The sequence below is a fragment of the Streptomyces sp. SCA2-17 genome (genome assembly GCF_044336695.1).
This window is the reverse complement of record NZ_CP117521.1, coordinates 6312643-6333833: the sequence shown is the minus strand read 5'-3', so window position 1 is coordinate 6333833 and position 21191 is coordinate 6312643. Positions and strand designations below refer to the sequence as shown.

At 75.6% G+C, this 21191-nt stretch carries 15 protein-coding genes; 2 read left to right on the top strand and 13 right to left on the bottom strand.

Features of this window, described 5'->3' with window-relative positions; genetic code table 11:
- The 7 genes from PS271_RS28090 to PS271_RS28060 all read right to left on the bottom strand — a co-directional run bounded on the left by PS271_RS28090 (position 1) and on the right by PS271_RS28060 (position 9092).
- Positions 1–1434 (bottom strand): proton-conducting transporter transmembrane domain-containing protein, encoded by a 1434-nt coding sequence (locus tag PS271_RS28090; RefSeq protein ID WP_398385714.1) that lies wholly within the window; start codon positions 1432–1434, stop codon positions 1–3.
- A 704-nt stretch (positions 1435–2138) separates the two neighbouring features.
- On the bottom strand, positions 2139–2837 hold the full coding sequence (locus tag PS271_RS28085) for a hypothetical protein (RefSeq protein ID WP_398385712.1): 699 nt from the start codon (positions 2835–2837) through the stop codon (positions 2139–2141).
- Positions 2838–2848: 11 nt separating this feature from the next.
- Positions 2849–3814 (bottom strand): respiratory chain complex I subunit 1 family protein, encoded by a 966-nt coding sequence (locus PS271_RS28080; RefSeq protein WP_367133571.1) that lies wholly within the window; start codon positions 3812–3814, stop codon positions 2849–2851.
- 25 nt (positions 3815–3839) lie between these two features.
- Complete coding sequence (locus tag PS271_RS28075; protein ID WP_398385711.1) at positions 3840–5873, bottom strand: proton-conducting transporter transmembrane domain-containing protein; 2034 nt, start codon at positions 5871–5873, stop codon at positions 3840–3842.
- A gap of 115 nt (positions 5874–5988) precedes the next feature.
- The gene (locus tag PS271_RS28070) at positions 5989–6471 is read right to left on the bottom strand and encodes an NADH-quinone oxidoreductase subunit B family protein (RefSeq protein ID WP_120756265.1); all 483 of its coding nucleotides are present in this window, start codon (positions 6469–6471) and stop codon (positions 5989–5991) included.
- Positions 6472–7356: 885 nt separating this feature from the next.
- Positions 7357–8190 carry an ATP-grasp domain-containing protein gene (locus tag PS271_RS28065; RefSeq protein ID WP_398385709.1) on the bottom strand — a complete coding sequence of 278 codons (834 nt, stop codon included), beginning with the start codon at positions 8188–8190 and terminating at the stop codon, positions 7357–7359.
- Positions 8187–9092, bottom strand: coding sequence for an ATP-grasp domain-containing protein (locus tag PS271_RS28060; protein ID WP_398385708.1), 906 nt, complete (start codon positions 9090–9092; stop codon positions 8187–8189). Before PS271_RS28060 ends, PS271_RS28065 begins: the two co-directional genes overlap by 4 nt.
- Positions 9093–9529: 437 nt before the next feature.
- Here PS271_RS28060 and PS271_RS28055 point away from each other — a divergent pair, with 437 nt between their 5' ends.
- Entirely contained in the window at positions 9530–12073 is a 2544-nt protein-coding gene (locus tag PS271_RS28055) for a SpoIIE family protein phosphatase (protein WP_398385707.1), read from the top strand.
- Positions 12074–12103: 30 nt separating this feature from the next.
- Here PS271_RS28055 and PS271_RS28050 read toward each other — a convergent pair whose 3' ends face one another.
- The 6 genes from PS271_RS28050 to PS271_RS28025 all read right to left on the bottom strand — a co-directional run bounded on the left by PS271_RS28050 (position 12104) and on the right by PS271_RS28025 (position 18672).
- The gene (locus tag PS271_RS28050; protein ID WP_398385705.1) at positions 12104–12721 is read right to left on the bottom strand and encodes a DUF4142 domain-containing protein; all 618 of its coding nucleotides are present in this window, start codon (positions 12719–12721) and stop codon (positions 12104–12106) included.
- A 131-nt stretch (positions 12722–12852) separates the two neighbouring features.
- Positions 12853–14427: an alpha/beta hydrolase gene (locus PS271_RS28045; protein ID WP_398385704.1), complete on the bottom strand. Its 1575-nt coding sequence runs from the start codon at positions 14425–14427 to the stop codon at positions 12853–12855.
- Between the two features lie 22 nt (positions 14428–14449).
- On the bottom strand, positions 14450–15913 hold the full coding sequence (locus tag PS271_RS28040; RefSeq protein ID WP_398385702.1) for an MFS transporter: 1464 nt from the start codon (positions 15911–15913) through the stop codon (positions 14450–14452).
- Between the two features lie 92 nt (positions 15914–16005).
- Positions 16006–17307, bottom strand: coding sequence for an ATP-binding protein (locus tag PS271_RS28035; protein WP_398385700.1), 1302 nt, complete (start codon positions 17305–17307; stop codon positions 16006–16008).
- The gene (locus tag PS271_RS28030; RefSeq protein WP_398385698.1) at positions 17304–18044 is read right to left on the bottom strand and encodes a hypothetical protein; all 741 of its coding nucleotides are present in this window, start codon (positions 18042–18044) and stop codon (positions 17304–17306) included. Before PS271_RS28030 ends, PS271_RS28035 begins: the two co-directional genes overlap by 4 nt.
- A 226-nt stretch (positions 18045–18270) precedes the next feature.
- Positions 18271–18672 (bottom strand): DUF937 domain-containing protein, encoded by a 402-nt coding sequence (locus tag PS271_RS28025; RefSeq protein WP_398385696.1) that lies wholly within the window; start codon positions 18670–18672, stop codon positions 18271–18273.
- Positions 18673–18887: 215 nt separating this feature from the next.
- Here PS271_RS28025 and PS271_RS28020 point away from each other — a divergent pair, with 215 nt between their 5' ends.
- Positions 18888–21167, top strand: coding sequence for a terpene synthase family protein (locus PS271_RS28020; protein ID WP_398385694.1), 2280 nt, complete (start codon positions 18888–18890; stop codon positions 21165–21167).
- The last annotated feature ends 24 nt before the right edge of the window (positions 21168–21191 follow it).

Genomic DNA, 21191 nt, shown 5'->3' with positions numbered 1-21191 from the left:
TCAGTGGCCTCCGATGATCTCGCCGGCCTCGGACAGCAGCGTGGTGAGGGGTCCGGTGGTGACGCCGAGGGCCGCGCAGGCGGCCAGGCCGGCGACCAGGGGGGCCGCGGCGTCGGCGCCGAGCGGTACGGGCTCGGCCTCGTCGTCCTCGCCCGGCGGCGGCCCCAGGAGCATCCGGGCGGTGCGGGCGGCCAGGGCGGCGAAGGCCGCGAGCATCAGGACGAGGGCGGCGGCCAGGGCCCAGCGAGGGCCGGAGAGGAACCCCGCGCGCGCGATGCCCAGTTCGGAGGCGAAGAGGCCGAACGGCGGGAGGCCGAGCAGGGCGACGACGGCCGCGGCGAAAGCGGTGCCGAGGCAGGGCGAGTGGGCGAGCAGCCCGCGGATCCTGCCGATGCGGGTCGTGCCGCACAGCCGCGCGATGTGGCCTGAGGCGCAGAACGCCACGGTCTTCGCGAGGCCGTGGCCCGCCATGTGCAGTAGCACGGCGGACAGGGCGAGCGGACTGCCGACGGCGGTGCCGAGGGCGATCAGGCTCATGTGCTCCATGCTGGAGTACGCCAGCATGCGCTTGCAGTCGCGCTGGGCCAGCAGGAGGGCCGCGGCCAGGGCGAGGGTGATCACGGCGACGCCCGCGAGCAGGGTGCGGGTGAAGCCCGCGCCGAGGGCCGCGTCCGCGATGACCTTGTAGCGCAGGAGGCCCGCGAAGGCGACGGAGAGCAGGACGCCGGACATCAGGGCCGAGACGGGGGCGGGCGCCTGGCTGTGGGCGTCGGGCAGCCAGGCGTGCAGGGGCGCGAGGCCGGCCTTGGCGCCGAAGCCGAGCACGACGAGGCCGGTGGCCAGCCGGGTGACGGAGGGGTCGAGGCGGTCCGCGCGGGCGGCGAGGGTCTGCCAGTCCAGGGCGTACGCCTCGGGGATGCCGGCCTGGCGGGCCGCGTAGTAGAGGAGGACGGTGCCGAGGAAGGCCAGGGCGATCCCGGCCGAGCAGATCACCACGTATTTCCAGGCGGCTTCGACCGAGGCGCGGGTGCGCCGGTGGCCGACGAGGAAGGCGGTGACGATGGTGGTGGCTTCGATGGCGACCCACAGCACGCCGAGGTTGGCGGCGAGGACCGCGGCGCTCATGGCGGCGAGGAAGGCGTGGACGAGCAGGTGGTAGCGGCGGGCCGCGGGCTCGTCGGTGCGCTCGTGGGCGAGGTGGGCGGGGTTGGCGGCGCAGGCCAGGCAGGCGACCGCGCCGACGGTGAGGAGCATCCAGACGGTGAGCGCGTCGGCGCGCAGCAGCCGCCCGTAGGCGGTGACGGGCCCGCTGTCGGGGACGGTGCAGGCGAGGGCGGCGCCGCAGGTGAGGATCGCCGCGGGTGAGACGAGCCCGAGCCGGCCGGTGAGCGGGCGGGGCCCTCCGGGGCGGAGTGCGCCCCACGGGCGCGGCATCGGGGAGGGTCCCCTGCCAGGGCGGGGTTTCCCATCGGTGCCAGTGCTGGTGCCGGCGCCCTCGGCAGGCTGAGCGCGGGACCAGGTGGGCGCGCCCGGATCCGGATCCGTGACCCCCTCAGGTCCCGCGCCAGGACGTCCTGGAGACCGGCCTGGACGCGTGCCCGGCCAGGCGGGCGCGCCCGGACCCTGCCCTGGGAAGCTGTCAGCTCCAGTACGGGAACCGGGAGAGGTGTCAGGACGGCCGTCCGGCCAAGCGGGCATTCCCGGACCCGGGATCCCCTCAGACCACGTACGAGAGCCCGGAGACGTCCCCGGCCCCGCGCCCGGAGACCCGGAGGACCCCCCGCCGGAGCGGACGGGCCCGCCCCGGCCGCCGCCCCGGTCCGTGGAGTTGCCCGGGCCGGGCGGCGCGGAAGATCCCCCGCCGGACCAGGCGCGCGCGCCCGGCCCCCCGTACGGCGAGCCGTCAGCGGTCTCGGCCGGTGTCGTGCCGTAGGTCGCGGGGCCGCGGCCCGGGCGGAGGACGAGCGTGGCCACGGGGGCCGCGGCGCCGCGCCGGCGCGGCGTGCGGTGCCCGAGGGCGGCGGCCCCCGCGGCGCGTGCTTTCGCGTCGCGCAGGCCGGACGCGGCGTACGCGGCGGACGTGGCGAGCGGCACCACGATGGGCGCGGTCAGCAGCAGTGCGGTGGTGGCGTGCGTCATCAGTCGCGAAGCTCCCGCAGGTCGTCGATGCCGGTGCCGCCGAAGGCGGCCCGCATCCGGGTGGTGAGGATCTGCAGGACGAGAACGGCGAGGAGGAGGTCGAAGGACACGCCGAGTTCGACGATCAGGGGGACTCCGGAGGCGGCGAGGAAGGCGGTGACGGTGATGCCGTTGTCCAGCAGCAGGAAGCCGACCATCTGGGCCAGCGCGCGGCGCCGGGTGACCAGGGTGAAGAAGCCGATGAGGACGACGGCGAGCCCGACGGGCAGGGCGCGCGTCGCCGGCGTGGGGTTGAGCTCGACCAGCGGCCGGGACACGGCGTAGGCGAGGAGGGTGAGGAGGGCCGCGCTCAGCAGGGATGCGGCGACGTTGACGAGCGGCTGCGTCTCGCGGGTCTCGCTGACGTCCTCCTGGTAGTGGGGATGGGAGCGGTGCGGCGTGCCGGCGGTCAGGGCGCGCAGCATCAGGCGCGGCAGGGCGACGGCCCGCAGCAGGCCGATGCCGGCGGCGACGGCGAGCAGGCCGGGGCGGTCCTCGTGCAGGCCGAGGAGGGCGGCGACGGCGGCCAGGGCGACGCCCTGGAGGGCGAAGACGCGGACGATCGAGGACAGTTGCCGCAGCCACAGGACGACGACGGCCGCGAGCAGGAACGCGCCGCACGCCAGGTCGAGCAGCTGGGTGTAGACGCTGTCGGTCATGTGTCCCTCACTCACTCTCCCGTGAGGAAGTAGGAGGCGGTCACCGCGAGGAGTGCCAGCAGGAAGGAGCCTGCGAGCAGCTCGGGCACGCGGAAGAGCCGCAGTTTGGCCCAGAACACCTCGGCCGCGGCGAGTGCCGCGCCGAGCAGGGCGACCTTCAGCGCGAGCAGGACGAGGGCGAGGACGAGGGCCGCCGGGGAGGCGGTCGTGGCGATGCCCCAGGGGGCGGACAGCGAGGCGAGCAGGCCGAGCAGGACGGTCAGCCGCATCTGGGAGCCGAGTTCGACCAGGGCGAGGTCGGGTCCGGCGTACTCCAGCACCATCGCCTCGTGGACCATCGTCAGTTCCAGGTGGGTGGCGGGGTTGTCCACCGGGAGCCGGCCGGTCTCGGCGAGGACGGCGACGGCCAGGGCGGCGGTGGAGAGCAGCCCCGCCGGGGAGGCGAGGCGGACCGGGTCGTGGATGCCGCCGGAGACGATGGCCGACAGGTTCGTCGACCCGGCCGGTATCGACAGGGCGAACACCGCGAGGAGGATCGTCGGTTCGACGAGCGCGGCCACGGTCATCTCCCGGGAGGCGCCCATGCCGCCGAAGGCGGTGCCGGTGTCCAGGCCGGCCAGGGCGAGGGCGACGGTGCCGAGCCCGAGCAGCGCCACGACGAGGATGAGGTCGGCGCTGCCGCTGACGGGGGTGGCGGTCGAGGCCAGCGGGACGAGCGCGGCGACGACGGCCGTGGTGGCGACCAGCACCAGGGGTCCGAGCCGGAAGGCCGGGCCGGTGCCGGCCGGGGTGACGGCCTCCTTGCGCAGCAGCTTGCGCAGGTCGCGGAAGGGCTGGGTGACGCCGGGCCCGGCCCGCCCCTCCAGCAGCGCCCGTACCTGCCGCATCAGTCCGGCGAGCAGGGGTGCGCCGGCGGCGACCAGGGCGACCTGGAGGGTCACCGCGGCCGTGCCGGTGGCGGTCATGGTGCCGTTCACGGCGTCTCCTCGTGCGAGGTGGCGCTCACCAGCCGACCGCCAGGGCCAGCAGGAGAGCGACGAGACCGAAGAACCCGTAGCCGAGGTAGCGGTGGACGCTGCCGGGGGCCAGCCGGCGCGCGGCCCGGCCGAGGGCCACGGCGGCGGCCAGGACGGGCCGGTAGAGGCGGTGCTCGATCCGGTCGGGGACGCTGCGCCGGAAGCGCACGCGCTCCACGAGGTAGGCGGATTCGTGCACCGGGGTGACGTCGACGTCCTGTTCGGGTTCGAGGACGTCGTCGAAGACCCGTTGCAGGGGCTCGGCGAAGGAGGTCGCCGTGTACGACATACGGGGCGTGGGGGCGCCGCCTCCGCAGTCCCACAGGCGGGCGTTCGTGCGGCGCCCGCGGCGGGTGGTGAGGCGGATGAGGCCCGCGGCGGCGACGACGCCCGCGACCAGGGCGGCTGTCACCCACAGGGGGGACAGCGAGGCGGCGACCTGGTCCAGCCGCAGTTCCAGGCCGCCGCCCGCCAGGGGGCGGCCGCCGTGGAGCCCGGCCGCGGCGACGGCTCGTGACAGGCTGTTGCCCAGGGTGCCGGGGACGAGGGCGAGGGCCGTGCAGCCGATGGCGAGCAGGCCCATGCCGAGGTGCATCAGCGGCGGGCTCTCCTCCGCGGCCGCGGCCCGCGCGCTGCGGGGCCGGGCGAAGAAGCCGACGCCCAGGGCCTTCACGAACACGGCCGCCGCCAGCCCGGCCGACAAGGCGATGACGGCGACCGCGAGCGGCAGCACGATCGCCGTGGACACCCCGGGCACGGTCATGCCGTGGATCAGGGATTGCAGCAGCAGCCACTCGCTGAGGAAGCCGTTGCCCGGCGGGAGGGCGACCGCGGCCAGCGACGACACGGCGAAGAAGCCGGCCGTGGCCGGCATCCGCGCGCGCAGCCCGCCCATGCGGTCGAGGTCGCGCACCCCCGTGGCGCGCACGACGGAGCCGGCCGCGCAGAACAGCAGGGCCTTGAAGACGGCGTGGTTGGTGACGTGCAGCAGGGCCGCGGCCAGGGCCAGGGCCGCGGGGACGGGGTAGCCGGAGGAGGCGAAGAGGCCCGCCGCGCCGACGCCGATGAGGACCAGGCCGAGGTTCTCCGACGTCGAGTACGCGAGGAGGCGCTTGATGTCCGACGCCATGGCCGCCTGGAGGATGCCGTAGACGGCGGACAGGGCGCCCGTCGCCAGGACGAGCAGCCAGCCCCAGCGGGGTCCGCCGCCCAGCAGTTCGAAGTTCACGCGGATGATCCCGTACGCGCCCAGGTTCACCATCGCGGCGCTCATCAGCGCGGAGACGTTGCTGGGCGCCTCGGGGTGGGCCCGCGGCAGCCACGGGTGCAGCGGCACCATGCCGGCCTTCGACGCGAACGCGGCCGCGACGAGGAGGAAGACCGCGCCGCGGGCGCCCGGTGACATGCCGCTCGCCCCGGCGCGCAGCTGCGCGAAGGTCTCGCCGCCCGCGCCCGCCGCGAACAGGGCGAGGCCCGCCAGCAGGAGGACGAGGCCGAAGTGCGTCATCACCGCGTACCAGACGCCGGCCTCGCGGACGGCGGAGCGCTCGCGCTGGTCCGCCAGCACGAGGACGAGCGACGTGACCGCCATCGCCTCCCACAGCAGCAGGAACGACGACACCGAGGCGGCCGCCGGGACCAGCACCAGCGTCAGCGCGAAGACCGGCAGGGCCGCCTGCACGCCGCGTGAGGCCGGGCCGCGCGGGCCGCGCCCCGACGCGTAGCCGATGCCGTAGACGGCGACCGCGAGGACCACGGCGCCGGCCACCGCCATGAACAGGCCCGAGAGGGCGTCGACGGCCAGGCGCAGGCCGGCCAGCGGCAGCAGGCCCGGCAGGTACGCGGACCAGCGGGTGCCGCCCAGGGCCGCGACGCCGCCCGCGAGGCCCGCGCCGCCCAGGCCCGCCGTGCACAGGCCGACGGCGACGACCCGGATCCGGCCCGGCAGGAGCATGCCGGCCAGCACTCCGGCGCCGGCGAGGCCCGCGGCCACGACCGTCGCGGACTCGGCCGAGCTCATGCGGCCTGCCCTGCGGGGCCGGGGGTGGGGGTACGGGTGGAGGTGCCTATCGACCGGGTCCCGGGCGCGGGACTTGCGGCTCCCGCCGCCGGCTTACGGAGCGCGCCGTACGGATTCACCGGCCGGTCACGACGCGCAGCGCCGCCACGATCCGCTCCGGCTCCGGCGGGCAGCCCGGCACCAGCAGATCCACGGGGACGACGTCCCCCGCCGCGCCCTCCACGCCGTGGCCGCCGGCGAACTCCCCGCAGCCGATCGCGCAGTCGCCCACGGCGACCACCAGGCGGGGGCGGGGCATCGCGGCGACGGTGCGGCGCAGCGGCTCGGCCATGTTGCGGGTGACGGCGCCGGTCACCAGGGCCACGTCGGCGTGGCGGGGCGAGGCCACCAGGCGGGCGCCGTAGCGCTCGGCGTCGTACACCGGGCCGAAGGCCGCCGCGATCTCGATCTCGCAGCCGTTGCAGGACCCGGCGTCGATGCAGCGCACGTGGGCCGAGCCGGCGAGTTCCGCGGCGCCGGGGGGCGGGTCGCCCGCCGGGCGGGGCGGGGCGTCCTCGGCCACCCGGCCGGTCTCACGGATCTTGCGGAGCAGGCTCATGCGGGTTCCCTCACCTCGGCGTCGGTGTCCCTCACGAAGGTGTGGCGGCCGTCTCCCGCCGTCACAGCGCGGATTCGCGCCGAGAGACGGCCGCCGGTCGGAAGGGCCGCGACGGCCCGCGCGGACGGCGGTCGGTAGCCCGGTCTCCGGCGCCGCGCGGATTCCGCCGACGCGGTGGCCCGGGCCCGCCGGCGCTCCGGGTGGGATCGTCGTACGGCCTTCGGCAGCCCCGTTTGCATGAGGACTGATCTGGCCGGGTCAACGCCTGCCGCGGCCACGGGTCACGGGCGGGCGGGCCTCGGCCCGCGTGTTGTGACAGGGCGGACAACTGGGACGGATGAGTCGAATCCCCTTGTCCCCCACGGGCGCGAGTTCGCGCGAACCGGCACGGCCCACCGGGCGCGCGGCCGGCACCTGGCGGGGTGACCGGTGGTTGCTCGCCGCTGCGGCGGAATGAAGCGCGCGGCCCAGAGCCGCCCCCAGCAGGCATGGGGGCCCGCCCCCATGAACCCGCCGCCGCGGGGGCCCGCCCCCACCGGCCTCACCGGCGGTGCCCCGCACACATCACGCCGCACGGCACCGCCGGTCACCTCGCCGGTGGTTGCTCGCCGCTGCGGCGGAAGAAATGCGCGGCCCAGGGCCACCCTCATCAGGCGGTTCGGCACCGCCGACCGCCTCGCCGACGATTGCTCGCCGTCGCGGCGGAATGGAGTGCGCGGCCCGAAGCCGTCCCCGCCAGGCCTGGGGGGCCGGCCCCCATAAATCCGCCGCCGCGGCGGCCCGCCCCCACCGGGGTGACCGGCGGTGCCCCGCACACATCACGCCGTACGGCACCCCCGGCCGCCTCGCCGTCGCGGCGGAATGGAGCCCGCCCCCAGCCCGTGGTCAGCTGACCGGTTGGGCCGTTGGCGTCGTGCGGGCGCGGTGGGTGCCCCGTGCCGTGTGCAAGGTCAAGGCCGCCAGCGCCTCCGGCGCGCCGGATTGGCCTCGGATGCCCGGGAAGGCGTTGACGTCCACGATCAGGGGCGTTCCGGCCACGTCCAACAGATCGACGCCGTACACGTCCAGGGCGAACGCCTCGCCGACGCGGCGCACCACGTCCAGCCAGCCCGCCGGCAGGCGATCCGTGGGCAGGGACTCCGTACCCGTGCCGGCGGGGGAGGCGAGTTCGGAGCGGCGGAGGCCGGCGAAGACCTGTTCGCCGACGACCCACAGCTTGTGGTCCCAGCCGTCGTTGGGCGTGAAGCGCTGCACCACGACGGGCTCGTCGCCCCACTCGGCGGCGAGCACGGCGAGCCGCACGGGGTCGTCGACCCGGGCCACCAGGTCGTCGCGGCGGCTGTGCCGGCTCTTGACCACGACGGGGTACGACAAATCGCCGCGCGTGGCCAGCCCCGCGAGGGACGGCTCGGTGGCGGTGGCGACGAAGGGGAGGCCCGCCGCCAGGGCGACCTCGGCCATGGCGGTCCGGTCCTGGACCCGCGCGGTCGAGGCGGCCGAGTTCAGCACGGGCGCGCCGCGCTCTTCGAGGCGGCGCGCGAAGGCGAGGGCGCGCGGGGTGCGGGTCTTGAGCAGGTAGACGTCGGCGAGCTCGCCGGCCGCCGGGTCGGCCGCGTTCGCGGGGTCCAGCGCGACCACGTCGTGGCGGGGCGTCAGCAGCGCCGTGGCGGCGGCGAGCAGCGGGTGGCCGGGAAACGGGGTGAGCAGGCCGATCCTCATGCGTCGCCGCCCGTGGCACCGCCGAGGGGCAGCGCGGCGGAGGCGTGGCCGGGGAGCGCGTCCGCCGCGGGCAGCGGGCGCTCGCCCCCCGCGTCGGCGAGCCGCAGGATCGCCCACGCCACGCGGGCGACCGCGTCGGGGACCTGGCGGAAGCTGGGGAAGTCGTTGACGTCGACGACGACCGGGCCGTCGGGCCCGAGGACGACGTCCACGCCGTACAGGTCGAGGCCGAAGACCTCGCCGACGCGCGCGGCGATGGCGGCCACCTCCGCGCCGAGCGGCACCTGCCGTTCGACGGCGGGCTGGTCGGGGTGGAGGGGCGAGCAGCGCTCGGTGGCGTAGAGCCGGCCGTCGACGCAGTACACCTTGAGGTCGGTGCCGGAGTTGGGCACGTACGGCTGGGCGATCAGCATGCCGCCGTCGGGACGCTCGTCCCGGGAGGCCGGGTCGGTGAGCCGGTCCGGGGAGGGCACGAGGCGCACGGCGCGGCCCGAGCTGCCGTCGGCGGGCTTGACGACGAGCGGGTAGGCGGCCTCGGGGACCTCGGCGAACTCCTCGATGCGCAGGGCCGCGTAAGTGACGGGCACGGGCAGGCCGTGCCGCTCGGCGGTCACGGCGGCCAGCACCTTGTCCCGTACGCCGCGGATGGCGCGCGCGTCGTTGATCGTGGTGAGGCCGGCGCCGGCCGCGGCTTCCAGCAGGGTGAGGCCGGGGCCGCCGGAGACCGTCTTGAGGACCCAGGCGTCGTGGCGGCCGGCGGCGACCGTGTCGGAGAGCTTGAGGAGCGAGCCGCCGGGCCTGAGCACGTCCACCCGGTGACCCCAGGACCTCAGTTGGCGGATGACGTCCACCGGCATGCCGTCGTGCCGGTACTGCTCCTCCACCAGGAAGCAGAGTCTCATTGGTGCATCCTCGTAATCCCCGGACATCCGCCGATCCCGTCCGGCAGAACTCATGACGGCTCAGGATGTCATGCGGGCAGGGCGGGGCATGACCAGGCCTGTCTCAATTCCGTAGCAACCCGGCCGGGCCCCGGCCGATTTTCTCCGGATACGACCGACTGATACCCCATCGGATACGGGCCGACCCCCGCCGAACGACGGACGGGAGCGGCTGCAGCAGGGCTACGCACCCCGGGACTTCATTGGCCGATACACCGGCTTTGGCCTCGGCCGGGACCCCGCGGGAACCACCCCCGGGATCCCGCCGGGATCCGCGGCAGTTCGGGCAGAGATAGATGCTTCAGTGCCGGTTCGGGCGGGAAAGATAGCTACAGCCTGAATTATGCGGGCGGCGGGGCGGACCGGCCGCACGCGCCCGCCGAACGGGATGACCGCCGATGCACGCGTATGCCGACCCCCACTCCCCCACCGCGACCGTCCCCATGACCGCCGTCGACGCGGAGGGGACCGTCACCCTGTGGAGCCCCGCGGCCCGGCACCTGCTCGGCCACGCGCCGGGCGAGGTCGTCGGGCGCCCCGCCGCCGCCCTCCTGGCCGCGCCCCTGCCGGGCCCGGCCCTCCGGGCGCTCACGCGTTCGGCGCCCTGGAGCGGCGTGCTCACGGCCCGTCACCGCGACGGGGGCGCCGTGCGGGTGACCGTACGGGCACACCCCTGCCCGGAGGGCGACGGCCGCGTGCAGTGGGTGCTCCTCGGGGCCGCACCGGAGGCCGCCGGCGCCACCGGGCCGGAGGCCGCGCCCGACGCGGTGCTCGCGGACGCGGCCCGCAAGGACGCGGCGCTCAAGGAGTGGGCGTACGTCCAGTCCCCCATCGCCACCGCCGTCTACGACCGCGACCTGCGGCTCACCGGCGCCAACAGCGAGATGCTGCGCCTGTCCGGCCGCCCCGAGGAGGCCATGCTGGGCTTGCAGCTCACCGAGATCTTCCCGGGCTCCCCCTTCGACGAGTTCGGCCGGCTCATGGCCGAGGTGCTGCGCACCGGGGAGGCGCTGCGCACGGACACGTTCTTCCGAGCGCCCGGGCAGTCCCGGGAGCGGGCCTGGGCGACGTTCTTCACCCCTCTCAAGGACGGCGACGGCCGCGTCCAGGGCGTGTCGATAGCGGCCCTGGACCGCACCGAGCCGCACCGCGCCCGCGAGCGCCTGGCCATGGTCAACGACGCGGGCGCCCGCATCGGGACCACCCTGGACGTCGGGCGCACCGCCGAAGAGCTCGCGGACCTCACCGCGGGCGGCTTCGCCGACCTCGTCACCGTCGACCTGCTCGACGCCGTCCTGCACAGCGGCGACCCGGCCGCAGCGGCCTCCGACGGCGACGGGCAGCCGGACGGGGCCGTCCTGCGCCGGGCGGCCGTGCGCCCCGGCCGCGACGGCCTCCCCGCGGGCCCGCCGGGCGCCTTCTCGTACGCGCCGGATTCCCCGCCCGCCGAAGCCCTCGCGTCCGGCCGCGCCTCACTGCACCGCGCGGATGCGGCGACGATCGGAGCCTGGGCGGACGGCACCGGAGGAACCGTTCCTTCCACCGGCCCGGCCGCTCCCGGCAGCCGGGACCTCCGCGACGGCGCGGGCCTTTCCGCCGCCCCGGCGTCCTCCGGCTCTCCGGACCCCGGTGGCGCGCACTCCGTGCTCGTCGTCCCGCTCGGCGCCCGCGGCACGCCGCTCGGCGTCGCCCTGTTCGTCCGGCGCCCGGGCACCGAGCCGTTCGACGCCGACGACCTGCTGCTCGCCGAGGAGATCGCGGCGCGGGCCGGCGTGTGCGTCGACAACGCCCGCCGGTACGCCGCGGAGCGCTCGGTCGCCCTGACGCTCCAGCGCAGCCTGCTGCCGGGGCGGCTGCCCGAGCAGGCGGCGGTCGAGGTCACCTCGCGCTATCTGCCGGCGGGCGCCCAGGCGGGCGTCGGCGGGGACTGGTTCGACGTCATCCCGCTGTCCGGCGCCCGCGTGGCGCTCGTCGTCGGCGACGTCGTCGGCCACGGGCTCCAGGCGTCGGCGGTCATGGGCCGGCTGCGGGCGGCCGTACGCACCCTGGCCGACCTCGACCTGCCGCCCGACGAGCTGCTCACCCACCTCGACGACCTGGTCGTCCAGCTGGCCCAGGACCAAGCCGCGGAGCGGGCGCCGGGCACTGTCCGGGAGACGGGCGCGACCTGCCTGTACGTCGTCTACGACCCCGTGTCGCGCTCCTGCGTCCTGGCGCGCGCGGGCCACCCCGCGCCGGTGCTCGTGACGCCCGGCGGCGCGGCGCGCTTCCTCGACATCCCGGGCGGGCCGCCGCTGGGCCTGGGCGGGCTGCCCTTCGAGTCCACCGAGCTGCACCTGCCGGAGGGCAGCCTCCTCGCGCTGTACACCGACGGGCTGGTCGAGGGCCACGACCACGACATCGGGGCAGGCCTGGAGGGGCTGCGCGCGGCGCTCTCGGGGCCTGCCGCGCCCCTGGAACAGACCTGCGACGCCGTCCTGGACGCGCTCCTGCCGCGCAGGCCCGAGCGGCCCGCGGACGACGTCGCGCTGCTCCTGGCCCGTACGCGCGCGCTGGACGCCTCGCAGGTGCGCAGCTGGGACCTGCCGGCCGAGCGGTCGACGGTCGCCGACGCACGCAAGTTCGCGTCCGAGCAGCTGACGGCCTGGGGGCTGGAGGAGCTGGGGTTCACCACCGAACTGGTCGTCAGCGAGCTCGTCACCAATGCCGTACGGCACGCCTACGCGCCCATCCGGCTGCGGCTCATCCGCGAACGGGCCTCGCTGATCTGCGAGGTGTCGGACGCGAGCAGCACATCGCCGCGGATGCGCCGGGCCCGGGTGACGGACGAGGGCGGCCGGGGCCTGCTCCTGGTGGCGCAGCTGACGGAGCGGTGGGGGACGCGGTTCACCCCGGACGGCAAGACGATCTGGGCCGAGCAGCCGCTGGCCGCGGCCGGCTGAGCGCCGGTGCGGCCCGCGGCCGGCGGCCCCTCAGCGTTCCTTCTGGCACACCTGCACTTTCGTCAGGTGACCGGCGACGATGGGTCTCGCCATGCGGGCCGCCTCGCGCACCTCGGCGTTCTTGCCGCCCGCGATCTCGGCGTCGAGGAGTTCGAGGGCCTGGACGTGCCCGGCCTCCGCGGCCTTGAGCCAGAGCGTGTCGTACTCCCGTTTGTGCGCCTTCCTCCGCAAGTCCCGCAGCGACTTGCGCTGCTCGGAGGTCTCGACCGGCAGGGTGACCTTCAGGCGGCGCGCCAGCTCCCGGATCTCCTTGTCCATCCGGGTGTGGTCCTTGACGAGGAGTTCGGCCGTGTTCTTGACGCACGGCATGACGGCGTTCTTCCTGGCGTCCCTGCTCATGGCGATCTCCGCCAGACCTGCCTGGTGGGCCGCCTTGAGGAAGGCGCCGTCGGTCTCCGCCTTCGGCTCCGTCATCTTCCCGGGCTTCATCCCCGGCTTCTTCGCCGGCTTCGCCGGCTTCGTCTCCGCCGTGTCCTCCGACTTGCGTCCCGTCTCGTGCCCCTTGTCGCAGGCGAGCGCGGCGCCTGCCGGTGCCGCCGCCAGGACGAGGGCTGCCGCTGCGGCCGTGAACCGGTGTCCCATACGCATCCTGCACACTCCATTCGTTGGGTGACGCCCCCACGGGCTGATGCCTGCCCGGGGGCCGGGCGTGCCGCATCAGCCCGGCCGTCACTCCCCTCCAATGGAGCACCGATCCGCGTCAGCGATCTGTCGGGGCGTCAGGTGCACCGGGTCCGGTCGGCCGGCAGCTTCCCTTCCAGGAGGAACGCGTCGACCTTCTCGTTGACGCAGTCGGCGTCCGAGGAGCCGTAGACGCCGTGCCCGCCGCCCGCGTCCGTCATGGTCACCGCCGACGGGCCGAGGGCCCGGGCCATGCGGCGCAGCCACGCCACGGGGGTCGCGGGGTCGAACTCGGGGGTGTGCAGGAGGATCTTCGGGGCGCGGGGGGCCGCGACGTCGTGCGCGGCGTCGTCCCCGGCCTGCGGCCATCCGGTGCACACGGCCATGCCGGCGGCCAGGGCGGGGCCGAAGACCGGGGACGCCTCGACGAAGTCGTCGTAGGCGGCCGCGACCTGGTCGGCGGTGTAACGGCTCCTGGTGTCGGCGCAGTTGACGCCCGCCGCCGCGGCCCCGGCGCCGTCGCGGTCGCCGGCGTCCTTGCCGCCGGCGCGGGCGACGGCTTCCTGGGCCATGTGCGCGGCCTCGCCGGGGCGCAGCCGGTGGACGATGGCGGCGAGGAGGTTGGGGGCCTCGGGCAGGCCCACGCGGGAGCGCAGGAGGCCCATGGTCTGCGTGACGGCGGCCTCGCGGTCGAGGGTGCGGCCGCCCACCCACGGCAGCGGGTGCTCGTCGAGGCGGTTGAAGGCCGCGGTGACGCTGTCCATGGCGCGGTCGGTGTCGGAGCCGAGGATGCAGTCCTCGTCGCCGCGCCGGGTGCAGATCTCCACCGCGTGGCGCAGGGCCTTCTGGTAGGCGGCGGTGCGGGCGAGGGCGTTCTTGCGCAGGTCGGGCGCCGGGTCGTCGACGCTGTCCATGACCATGCGGCCGACCTTGTGCGGGAAGCGGTGGGCGTAGGCGGCGCCGAGCCGGGTGCCGTGCGCGTAGCCGAGGTAGTTCAGCCTGTCCTCGCCGAGGGCGGCGCGCAGCACGTCCAGGTCGCGGGCGGCGTGGGCGGTGCCGAGGTACGGCAGGACGGGCCCGGTGCGCTCGGCGCAGTCCCGCAGGGCCTTGGCCCGGTCGTCGACGCGGTCGGCGAGTTCGGCGGCGGCGTCGGGGCCGTCCTCGTCGTCGCGGCTGCGGGGGGCTTCCGGGAGGCCGTCGCCGGTGCCGCAGCGGACCGGGGAGGCGGCGCCGGCGCCGCGCGCGTCGAAGGCGACGAGGTCGTAGCGGCCGGCCGCCTTGCTGAAGCCGTCGGGGCCACGGGCGCCGAGCTGCCCGAGGCCGGACACGCCGGGCCCGCCGAAGCCGACGACGAGGGAGCCGAGGCGGTGGTCGCGGTCCGCGGCGGGGTAGCGCATGAGGGCGAGCCGCAGCTCGCCCTTGCCGGGGTCGTCATAGGTGTAGGGGACGGTGAGGCGGGCGCACTCGGCCGTGCGGCCGGCGTCCCGCGTCTCGTCCCTGACCGTCCTGTCCTGCTCCCGGGAGCAGGGCTCCCAGGAGATCTCCTGGTCGTAATAGCGGGTCAGATCCGGCCGGGCTGCCGCCTCGTCACGGCTCGCGCAGCCGGTGAGACCGCATGCCAGCAGGGTGGCGGCGAGGGGGAGGGAGAGGGAGGGTGCGAGTACGGACCTCATGCCGCGGACGGTACTTGTCCCGCTAGCGTCCGGCGCCTCGTGCGGCTCGTCCGGGTGACGGACGGTCCGGTCCACGGCGTGTCGCCGGGCCGAGCGCCGCTGCGGCGATCACGAGGAGCGCGGCACCCAGCAGGACGGCGACGGCCCGGTGGGGCCCGGCCGCCCCGGAGAGGTGCAGGGCGAGGGTGACCAGGGCGATGCCGAGGGCGGTCCCGAGGCCGCGGACCATGTTGACCAGCCCGCCTCCGGTGCCCGAGGCGGAGGCCGGGACCGCCCCCATGACCAGGGCGTTGTTGGCGGGCGTGAAGGTCCCGAGGCCCAGGCCGAGGAGGGCGAGGAGCGGCACCAGCGGTACGGCGGCGAGCGGCAGGGCGAGCATCGCGGCCAGGGCGGCGGCCGCGACGGCCGCGCCCAGCAGGCACCGGGCCCGGTCGCCGAGGGCCGCGGGCAGCACGCGGTCCGCGCAGGTCGCCGCCAGGGCGAAGCCGGCCGGAAGGGCCGTCAGGACCAGCCCGGCGTGCAGTTCGGAGGAGCCGGCGCCGGTCAGCACGACCGGTACGAGCACGAGCGGGCCGAAGAGGACGAGGTAGGCGCCGAGCGCTCCGGCGAGCCCCGTAGAGACGGCGCGGCGCCGCAGCAGGGCCGGGTCAACCAGCGGGACGGCGGCCCGGCGCTCGCGCAGCGCGAAGCCCCCGGCGGCGGCCGCGGACAGGGCGAAGAGGACGGCGACGGCCCAGGCGGGCACGGACAGGCCGGAGAGCATGGACAGGCCCAGCAGCAGCGCGGTGGTCGAGACCGCCAGGAGCACCGGGCCGAGCCGGTCGGCACCGGCCACGGGGCTGCGCGTACGGGTGCGGGGCAGCAGGTACCGGCCGGCGACGAGGGCGGCGACGCCGACGGGCACGTTGACCGCGAAGACCCAGCGCCAGCCGAGCCCGGCCACCAGGGCGCCGCCCACGGTCGGGCCGAGGGCGAGCCCGAGGGCCTGCGCCGCGGCCTGCACGCCAAGGGCGGCGCGCATCTTCTCGCGCGGGGCGCTGGTGGTGACCAGGGCCACGCTGTTGGCCTGCATCATCGCGGCCCCGGCGGCTTGCAGCACCCGGAACCCGACGAGGACGCCGAGGGACGGGGCCAGCGCGCAGGCGGCGGAGGCGAGGGTGAAGACCAGGAACCCGTAGAGGTAGAACAGCTTGCGGCCGTGCGCGTCCGCGAGCCGGCCCACCGGCACCAGCAGGGCGACGAGCGTGAGGAGGTAGGCCAGCGAGACCCACTCCACGGCGGCCAGCGAGGCGTGGAACTCGCTGCGCAGCCCGCCGTAGGCGAGGGTGACGATGCTCGCGTCGAGCTGGCCCATGAAGGCGCCGAAGCAGACCGTGGCCACGGCGAGCCGCCAGCCCCCGGGGCGTGTCCGTATGCGCTCGGGGCGGGCCCGCTCCTCGACGAGGGCCGAGGGCCACGACCGGGGGCGGCGGGGGTGCGGCGGCATGCGGCGAGGCTACACCGGCCCCGGCAGGGGTTCCCGGGTGCGCCGGGCAGGTCGCCGAGCGCGGCGCACGCCGTGGCCGGCCGGGCCGCGTTCTACTCCGGCTCCCCCGGGCTCTCCTCGTACTCCGGCAGCGTCAGCGTGGTCAGTGCTCCGCCGCCCGGGGCGTTGGCGAACGTCAGCTCCGCGTGGATGGTGCGGGCCTGGCCGATGGCGATGGTCAGGCCCAGGCCGTGCCCCTTGGCGCCCGAGCGCGTCGGCTCGGTGCGGAAGCGCTGCGGGCCGTGTTCGAGGAGGTAGTCCGGGTAGCCCTCGCCGTGGTCGCGGATGGAGACGACCGGGCCGTCGACGGTGACGACGACGGGCGGGCGGCCGTGCCGGTGGGCGTTGGCGAGGAGGTTGCTCAGCACCCGCTCCAGGCGGCGCCGGTCGGTCTCCACGCACGCGTCCCGCACGACGTGGACCTCGGCCTCCAGCCCCGACGCGCGCACGGCCCGCTCGGCGAGCCGCCCCAGCAGGTGCGCGTCGAGGTCGGCCTGCTCGGTCAGCGAGTCGAGCCGGGAGATCTCCAGCAGGTCCTCGGTGAGGCGGCGCAGGGTCTGCACCCGGTCGCGCACGAGCTCGGTGGGGCGGCCCGGCGGCAGCAGGTCCGCGGCGGCCTGGAGGCCGGCGAGCGGGGTGCGCAGCTCGTGGGCGACGTCGGCGGTGAAGCGCTGCTCGCTCTGGAGCCGGGCCTGCAGGGTGCCCGCCATGGCGTCGAGCGCCGCGGAGACGGCGGCGACCTCGTCCTGCTCGCGGGCGGGCCGCGTGGTGCGCGGGTCGGCGACGCGGGCGTCGAGGTCGCCGGCGCTGATGCGGCGGGCCACGTCGGCGGTGCGGTGCAGCCGGCGGGTGACCCTCGAGACGGCGAAGACGCCGATGAGCAGGGTGCCGCCGATGGCCAGCGTGGCGGAGCCGGCGATGGCCCGGTCGAGGCCGTCGATGGTGTCCTTGCTGTGCCGGTAGTCGAAGCGGGCGGTGATGACGCCCGCGTCGGCGGGCCCGGCGGCCCACATGGTGGGGGCGCCGTCGTGGTCGCCGAGGGCGGTGCCGCGCTCGCCGCGCAGCGCCATCTCCTGGAGCCGCCGCGGCAGGTCGGGCGGGTTCAGGGCGGCGGGGTGGTGCATGGGGTCGCCGGACGCGTAGGCCCGGGTGGCGGAGTCGAGCCGGGCGAGGGCCTCGGAGCGGGCCTGGTGGACGGTCTGCCGCGTGACGATGACGTGCACGAGGACGCCGAGCACGGTCGCGACGACGCAGCACACGACGGCGAGGAAGAGCGTGAACTTCCCGTAGAGCGAGCCGAGCCGGGAGAGTCTGCGGAGCCGGGCGCGCAGGCCCCGCGGCCGGGTGGCGGTCACGGGCGCCCCTTGCGGTCGCGCCGGGTGCCGGAGGATGCGGGGGTCTCGGCGCGGCGGATCTCGTAGCGCCGGAAGTCCATGTAGTGGGTCTGGGAGTTCCAGGTGTAGACCGAGCGCAGGGCGTAGTGCGGGGTCGTCCAGGGCTCCCAGACGATGAGGTCGCGGCCGGCGACCTCGATGGACGAGGGCTGGGCGATGGTCGACAGGACGCGGGTGGGCTCGCCCTTGACCAGGGTGTAGGCGCGCAGCGAGAGGAAGTGGTCCTCCATCTCGATGCCGACGACGAGGTCGTCGCGGCCGTCGCCGGTGAGGTCGCTGTAGACGGGCTTGCGCATGGGGCAGGCCCGCTCCTGGCGCGCGGCGGAGCACGAGGAGGCCAGCTTGGCGGCGGTGGCGTCGTCGAGGGCGTCGGCCCCCGAGGCCTTGCGGTTGGCCGCGACCTCGGCCTTGACCAGGGCGTACGCATCCAGCTTGTGAATGTCACCGGAGGGGACGGGGGCGACGCCGGGGACCTTCTCGGCCGTCTCGCCGTCGTGCTGCGGCCCGCTCGGCGAGGGCGCGGGCGTCGCCTGCGGCCACAGCCTGGAGGGTGCGGAGGCGGGGGCCGTGCGCCCGGCGCCGACCGGCTCGCCCGCGCTGGAGCACCCCGCCACCGCGGTCACCGCCGCCGCCAGCGTGGCCAGCGCCCCGAGCGCCCGCAGGGCGCGCCTGCGGGGCGCGGTAGGCGGGCGCGGCACGGCTCTCCCGGCGTCGGGGCGGGCGGATCGGGGCACTCGGGGTTCCATCGTCGGCTGCGGCGGCGGCCCCTGTGCGGGGCCGGGATACAGCACGATGTTATGCGAGCTGCCCCGTGCGCCGGCCGGGTCCGCCGCGGGGAGCCGCCCGCCGTCCCGGGCCCGGAGCCGGCGGCCGCCCGGTGGGACGGCCGCGGCGGTGCGGCGGCCGTCCCGCGGGCGGTGCGGTCTAGCGCTTCCTTCCCCGGCGCTTGGCGATGGCGGTCATGACGACGGGCAGGAGCAGTTCGAGCGCCCGGGCGACCTGGGCGGCCGGCAGGCCCGTGCGTTTGGCGACGGTCTCGGCGACGGGTTTGGTGATCCTGCCGAGGACACCGGACATCAGCCCGCCGCCCGGGCCGCCGCCCGGCCCCTGCCCGAGGCCGCCGAGACCGCCGAACCCGCCGAGGCCGGCCACGCCGGCGGGGGCCGCTCCGTTCTCCCGGGTGAGCTCGTCGGGGAGGGCCGCGACGGTCTCCCGCACCATCCGCGTCGCCCCCTCGGCGTCGGTGCCGAGCTCCCCCGCGAGCTCCTGGATGCGGTCCTCGCCCAGCTCGTCCAGTACGTCCTTCTGCAGCGCTTCATCGCCCATGGGGCCGACATTACGCGGGCCGAACAGATCTCGGTACGCAAGGTAGTGCGGCGGTCACCGTGCGGGACGACGTGCGCCCGCGCGCCGTCCCGCACGGAAGCGGCGGCACCGATCTCAAGATCCTTATGCGGAGCGGCTCCGACTTTCACCTCATTGAGGGGAAATATGACCTTCCGATCTACCCACCCGGGGTGCGCGAACTAGCGTGGGCGGCCATGTCACACCCTTTCGAACTCCCCTCCTTCTACATGCCGTATCCCGCGCGCCTGAACCCCCATCTGGAAGGAGCCCGGGAGCACTCCAGGGCCTGGGCCCGCGAGATGAACATGCTGGAGGGCTCCGGCATCTGGGACGCGGCGGATCTGGACGCGCACGACTACGCCCTGCTGTGCGCGTACACCCATCCGGAGGCCTCCGGCCCGGTGCTCGACCTCGTCACCGACTGGTACGTCTGGGTGTTCTTCTTCGACGACCACTTCCTCGACGTCTTCAAGCGCACCGGCGACATGGCCGGCGCGAAGGCCTATCTGGACCGGCTGCCGGCCTTCATGCCCCTGCACGGTGGTGAGACCCCCGAGCCCACCAATCCGGTGGAGGCGGGCCTGGCGGATCTGTGGGCCCGCACGGCCCCGGCGATGTCGGAGGACTGGCGCCGCCGCTTCACCGAGAGCACGCGGCACCTGCTCAACGAGTCGGTCTGGGAGCTGTCCAACATCAACGAGGGCCGGGTCGCCAACCCGGTCGAGTACATCGAGATGCGCCGCAAGGTGGGCGGCGCCCCCTGGTCGGCGGGCCTCGTCGAGTTCGCGGTGGGCGCCGAGGTCCCCGAGGCGATCGCCGGCAGCCGGCCGATGCGCGTGCTCAGGGACACCTTCGCCGACGGCGTGCACCTGCGCAACGACCTCTTCTCGTACGAGCGGGAGACCGGCAGCGAGGGCGAGCTGGCCAACGCCGTCCTGGTGCTGGAGCGGTTCCTGGGCTGCGGCACCCAGGAGGCCGCCGACACCGTCAACGACTGGCTCACATCACGGCTCCAGCAGTTCGAGCACACCGCCCTGACCGAACTCGCCCCGCTCTTCGAGCTGCACGGCCTGGATCCGCAGGCCCGGCACGACGTCTTCGCCTACGTCAAGGGGCTCCAGGACTGGCAATCCGGCGGCCACGAGTGGCACATGCGCTCCAGCCGCTACATGAACGACGCCCCGCCGGGCGCGGTCAACGCCCCCGGGGCCCTGCTCGGCGGGCCGCTCGGGCTGGGCACCTCCGCGGCCCGGCAGTTCGCCTCGGTGGTGGCGACGGCGCCGGCGCGGATCCGCAAGCACACGCACGTGCCCTTCCAGGCGGTGGGCCACCTGCCGCTGCCGGACTTCCCCATGCCGTACCGGCTGCGGCTCAATCCCGGCCTGGACGCCTCGCGGCGCAACAACCTCGCCTGGGGACACCGCATGGGCATGCTGGCCCCCGACCCGGCCCTCCCCGGCTCCGGGCTGTGGACCGAAGAGAAGCTCGCGGACTACGACTTCGCCCTGTGCGCCGCGGGACTCCACCCGCGAGGCACCGCCGAGGAGCTCGACCTGGCGACGGACTGGCTGACCTGGGGCACGTACGGCGACGACTACTACCCAGCGGTCTTCGGCGGGCGGACCGGGGCGGCCGGCATGGCCGCGGCGCAGGCGTGCACGGAACGGCTGCTGCTGTTCATGCCGGTGGACTCCCCCGTCACCCCGCGGCCGGAGCACGTCCTGGAGCTCGGGCTGGCCGACCTGTGGGCGCGCACGACCGGGGCCATGAGCGGGGAGGAGCGCGCCGGCCTGCGCACCGCGGTCGGGACGATGCTCGACGCCTGGCTCTGGGAGCTGTGGAACCAGAAGCAGCACCGCGTCCCCGAGCCCGTGGACTACATCGAGATGCGCCGCCACACCTTCGGGTCGGAGATGACCCTGACGCTGTGCCGCAACGGCCTCGGCGCTGCGCTGCCGCCGGAGATCTACCGCTCGCAGCCGGTCCAGGCCATGGAGAACGCGGCCATGGACTACGCCTGCCTGATGAACGACATGTTCTCGTACCAGAAGGAGATCCAGTTCGAGGGCGAGGTCCACAACGCCGTCCTGGTCGTGGAGAACTTCTTCGACTGCGGGCGCGAGGAGGCGCTGGCCGTCGTCAGCGACCTCCAGGCCTCGCGGATGCGGGAGTTCCAGCACGTGGTCACCCACCAGTTGCCGGTCCTCTCCGAGGACTTCGGCCTCGGTGAGGAGGAGCGGGCGGCACTCATGCAGTACGCGCAGGAGCTCCAGGACTGGATGGCCGGGATCCTCAACTGGCACCGCGAATGCCGGCGCTACCGCGAGGAGGACCTGCTGCGCCACAAGGGCGCCGGCCAGGTGCTCTCCGCGCCGCCGGTGGGCACCCTCACCGGGCTGGGTACGTCGGCCGCACGCCTGACGGCGCTGCTCCGCGCGCCGGCGCGGGTCCCCGGCGGCCGGCCGGCCGGCTGACGCATTCCGGTGCCGTACCGGGGG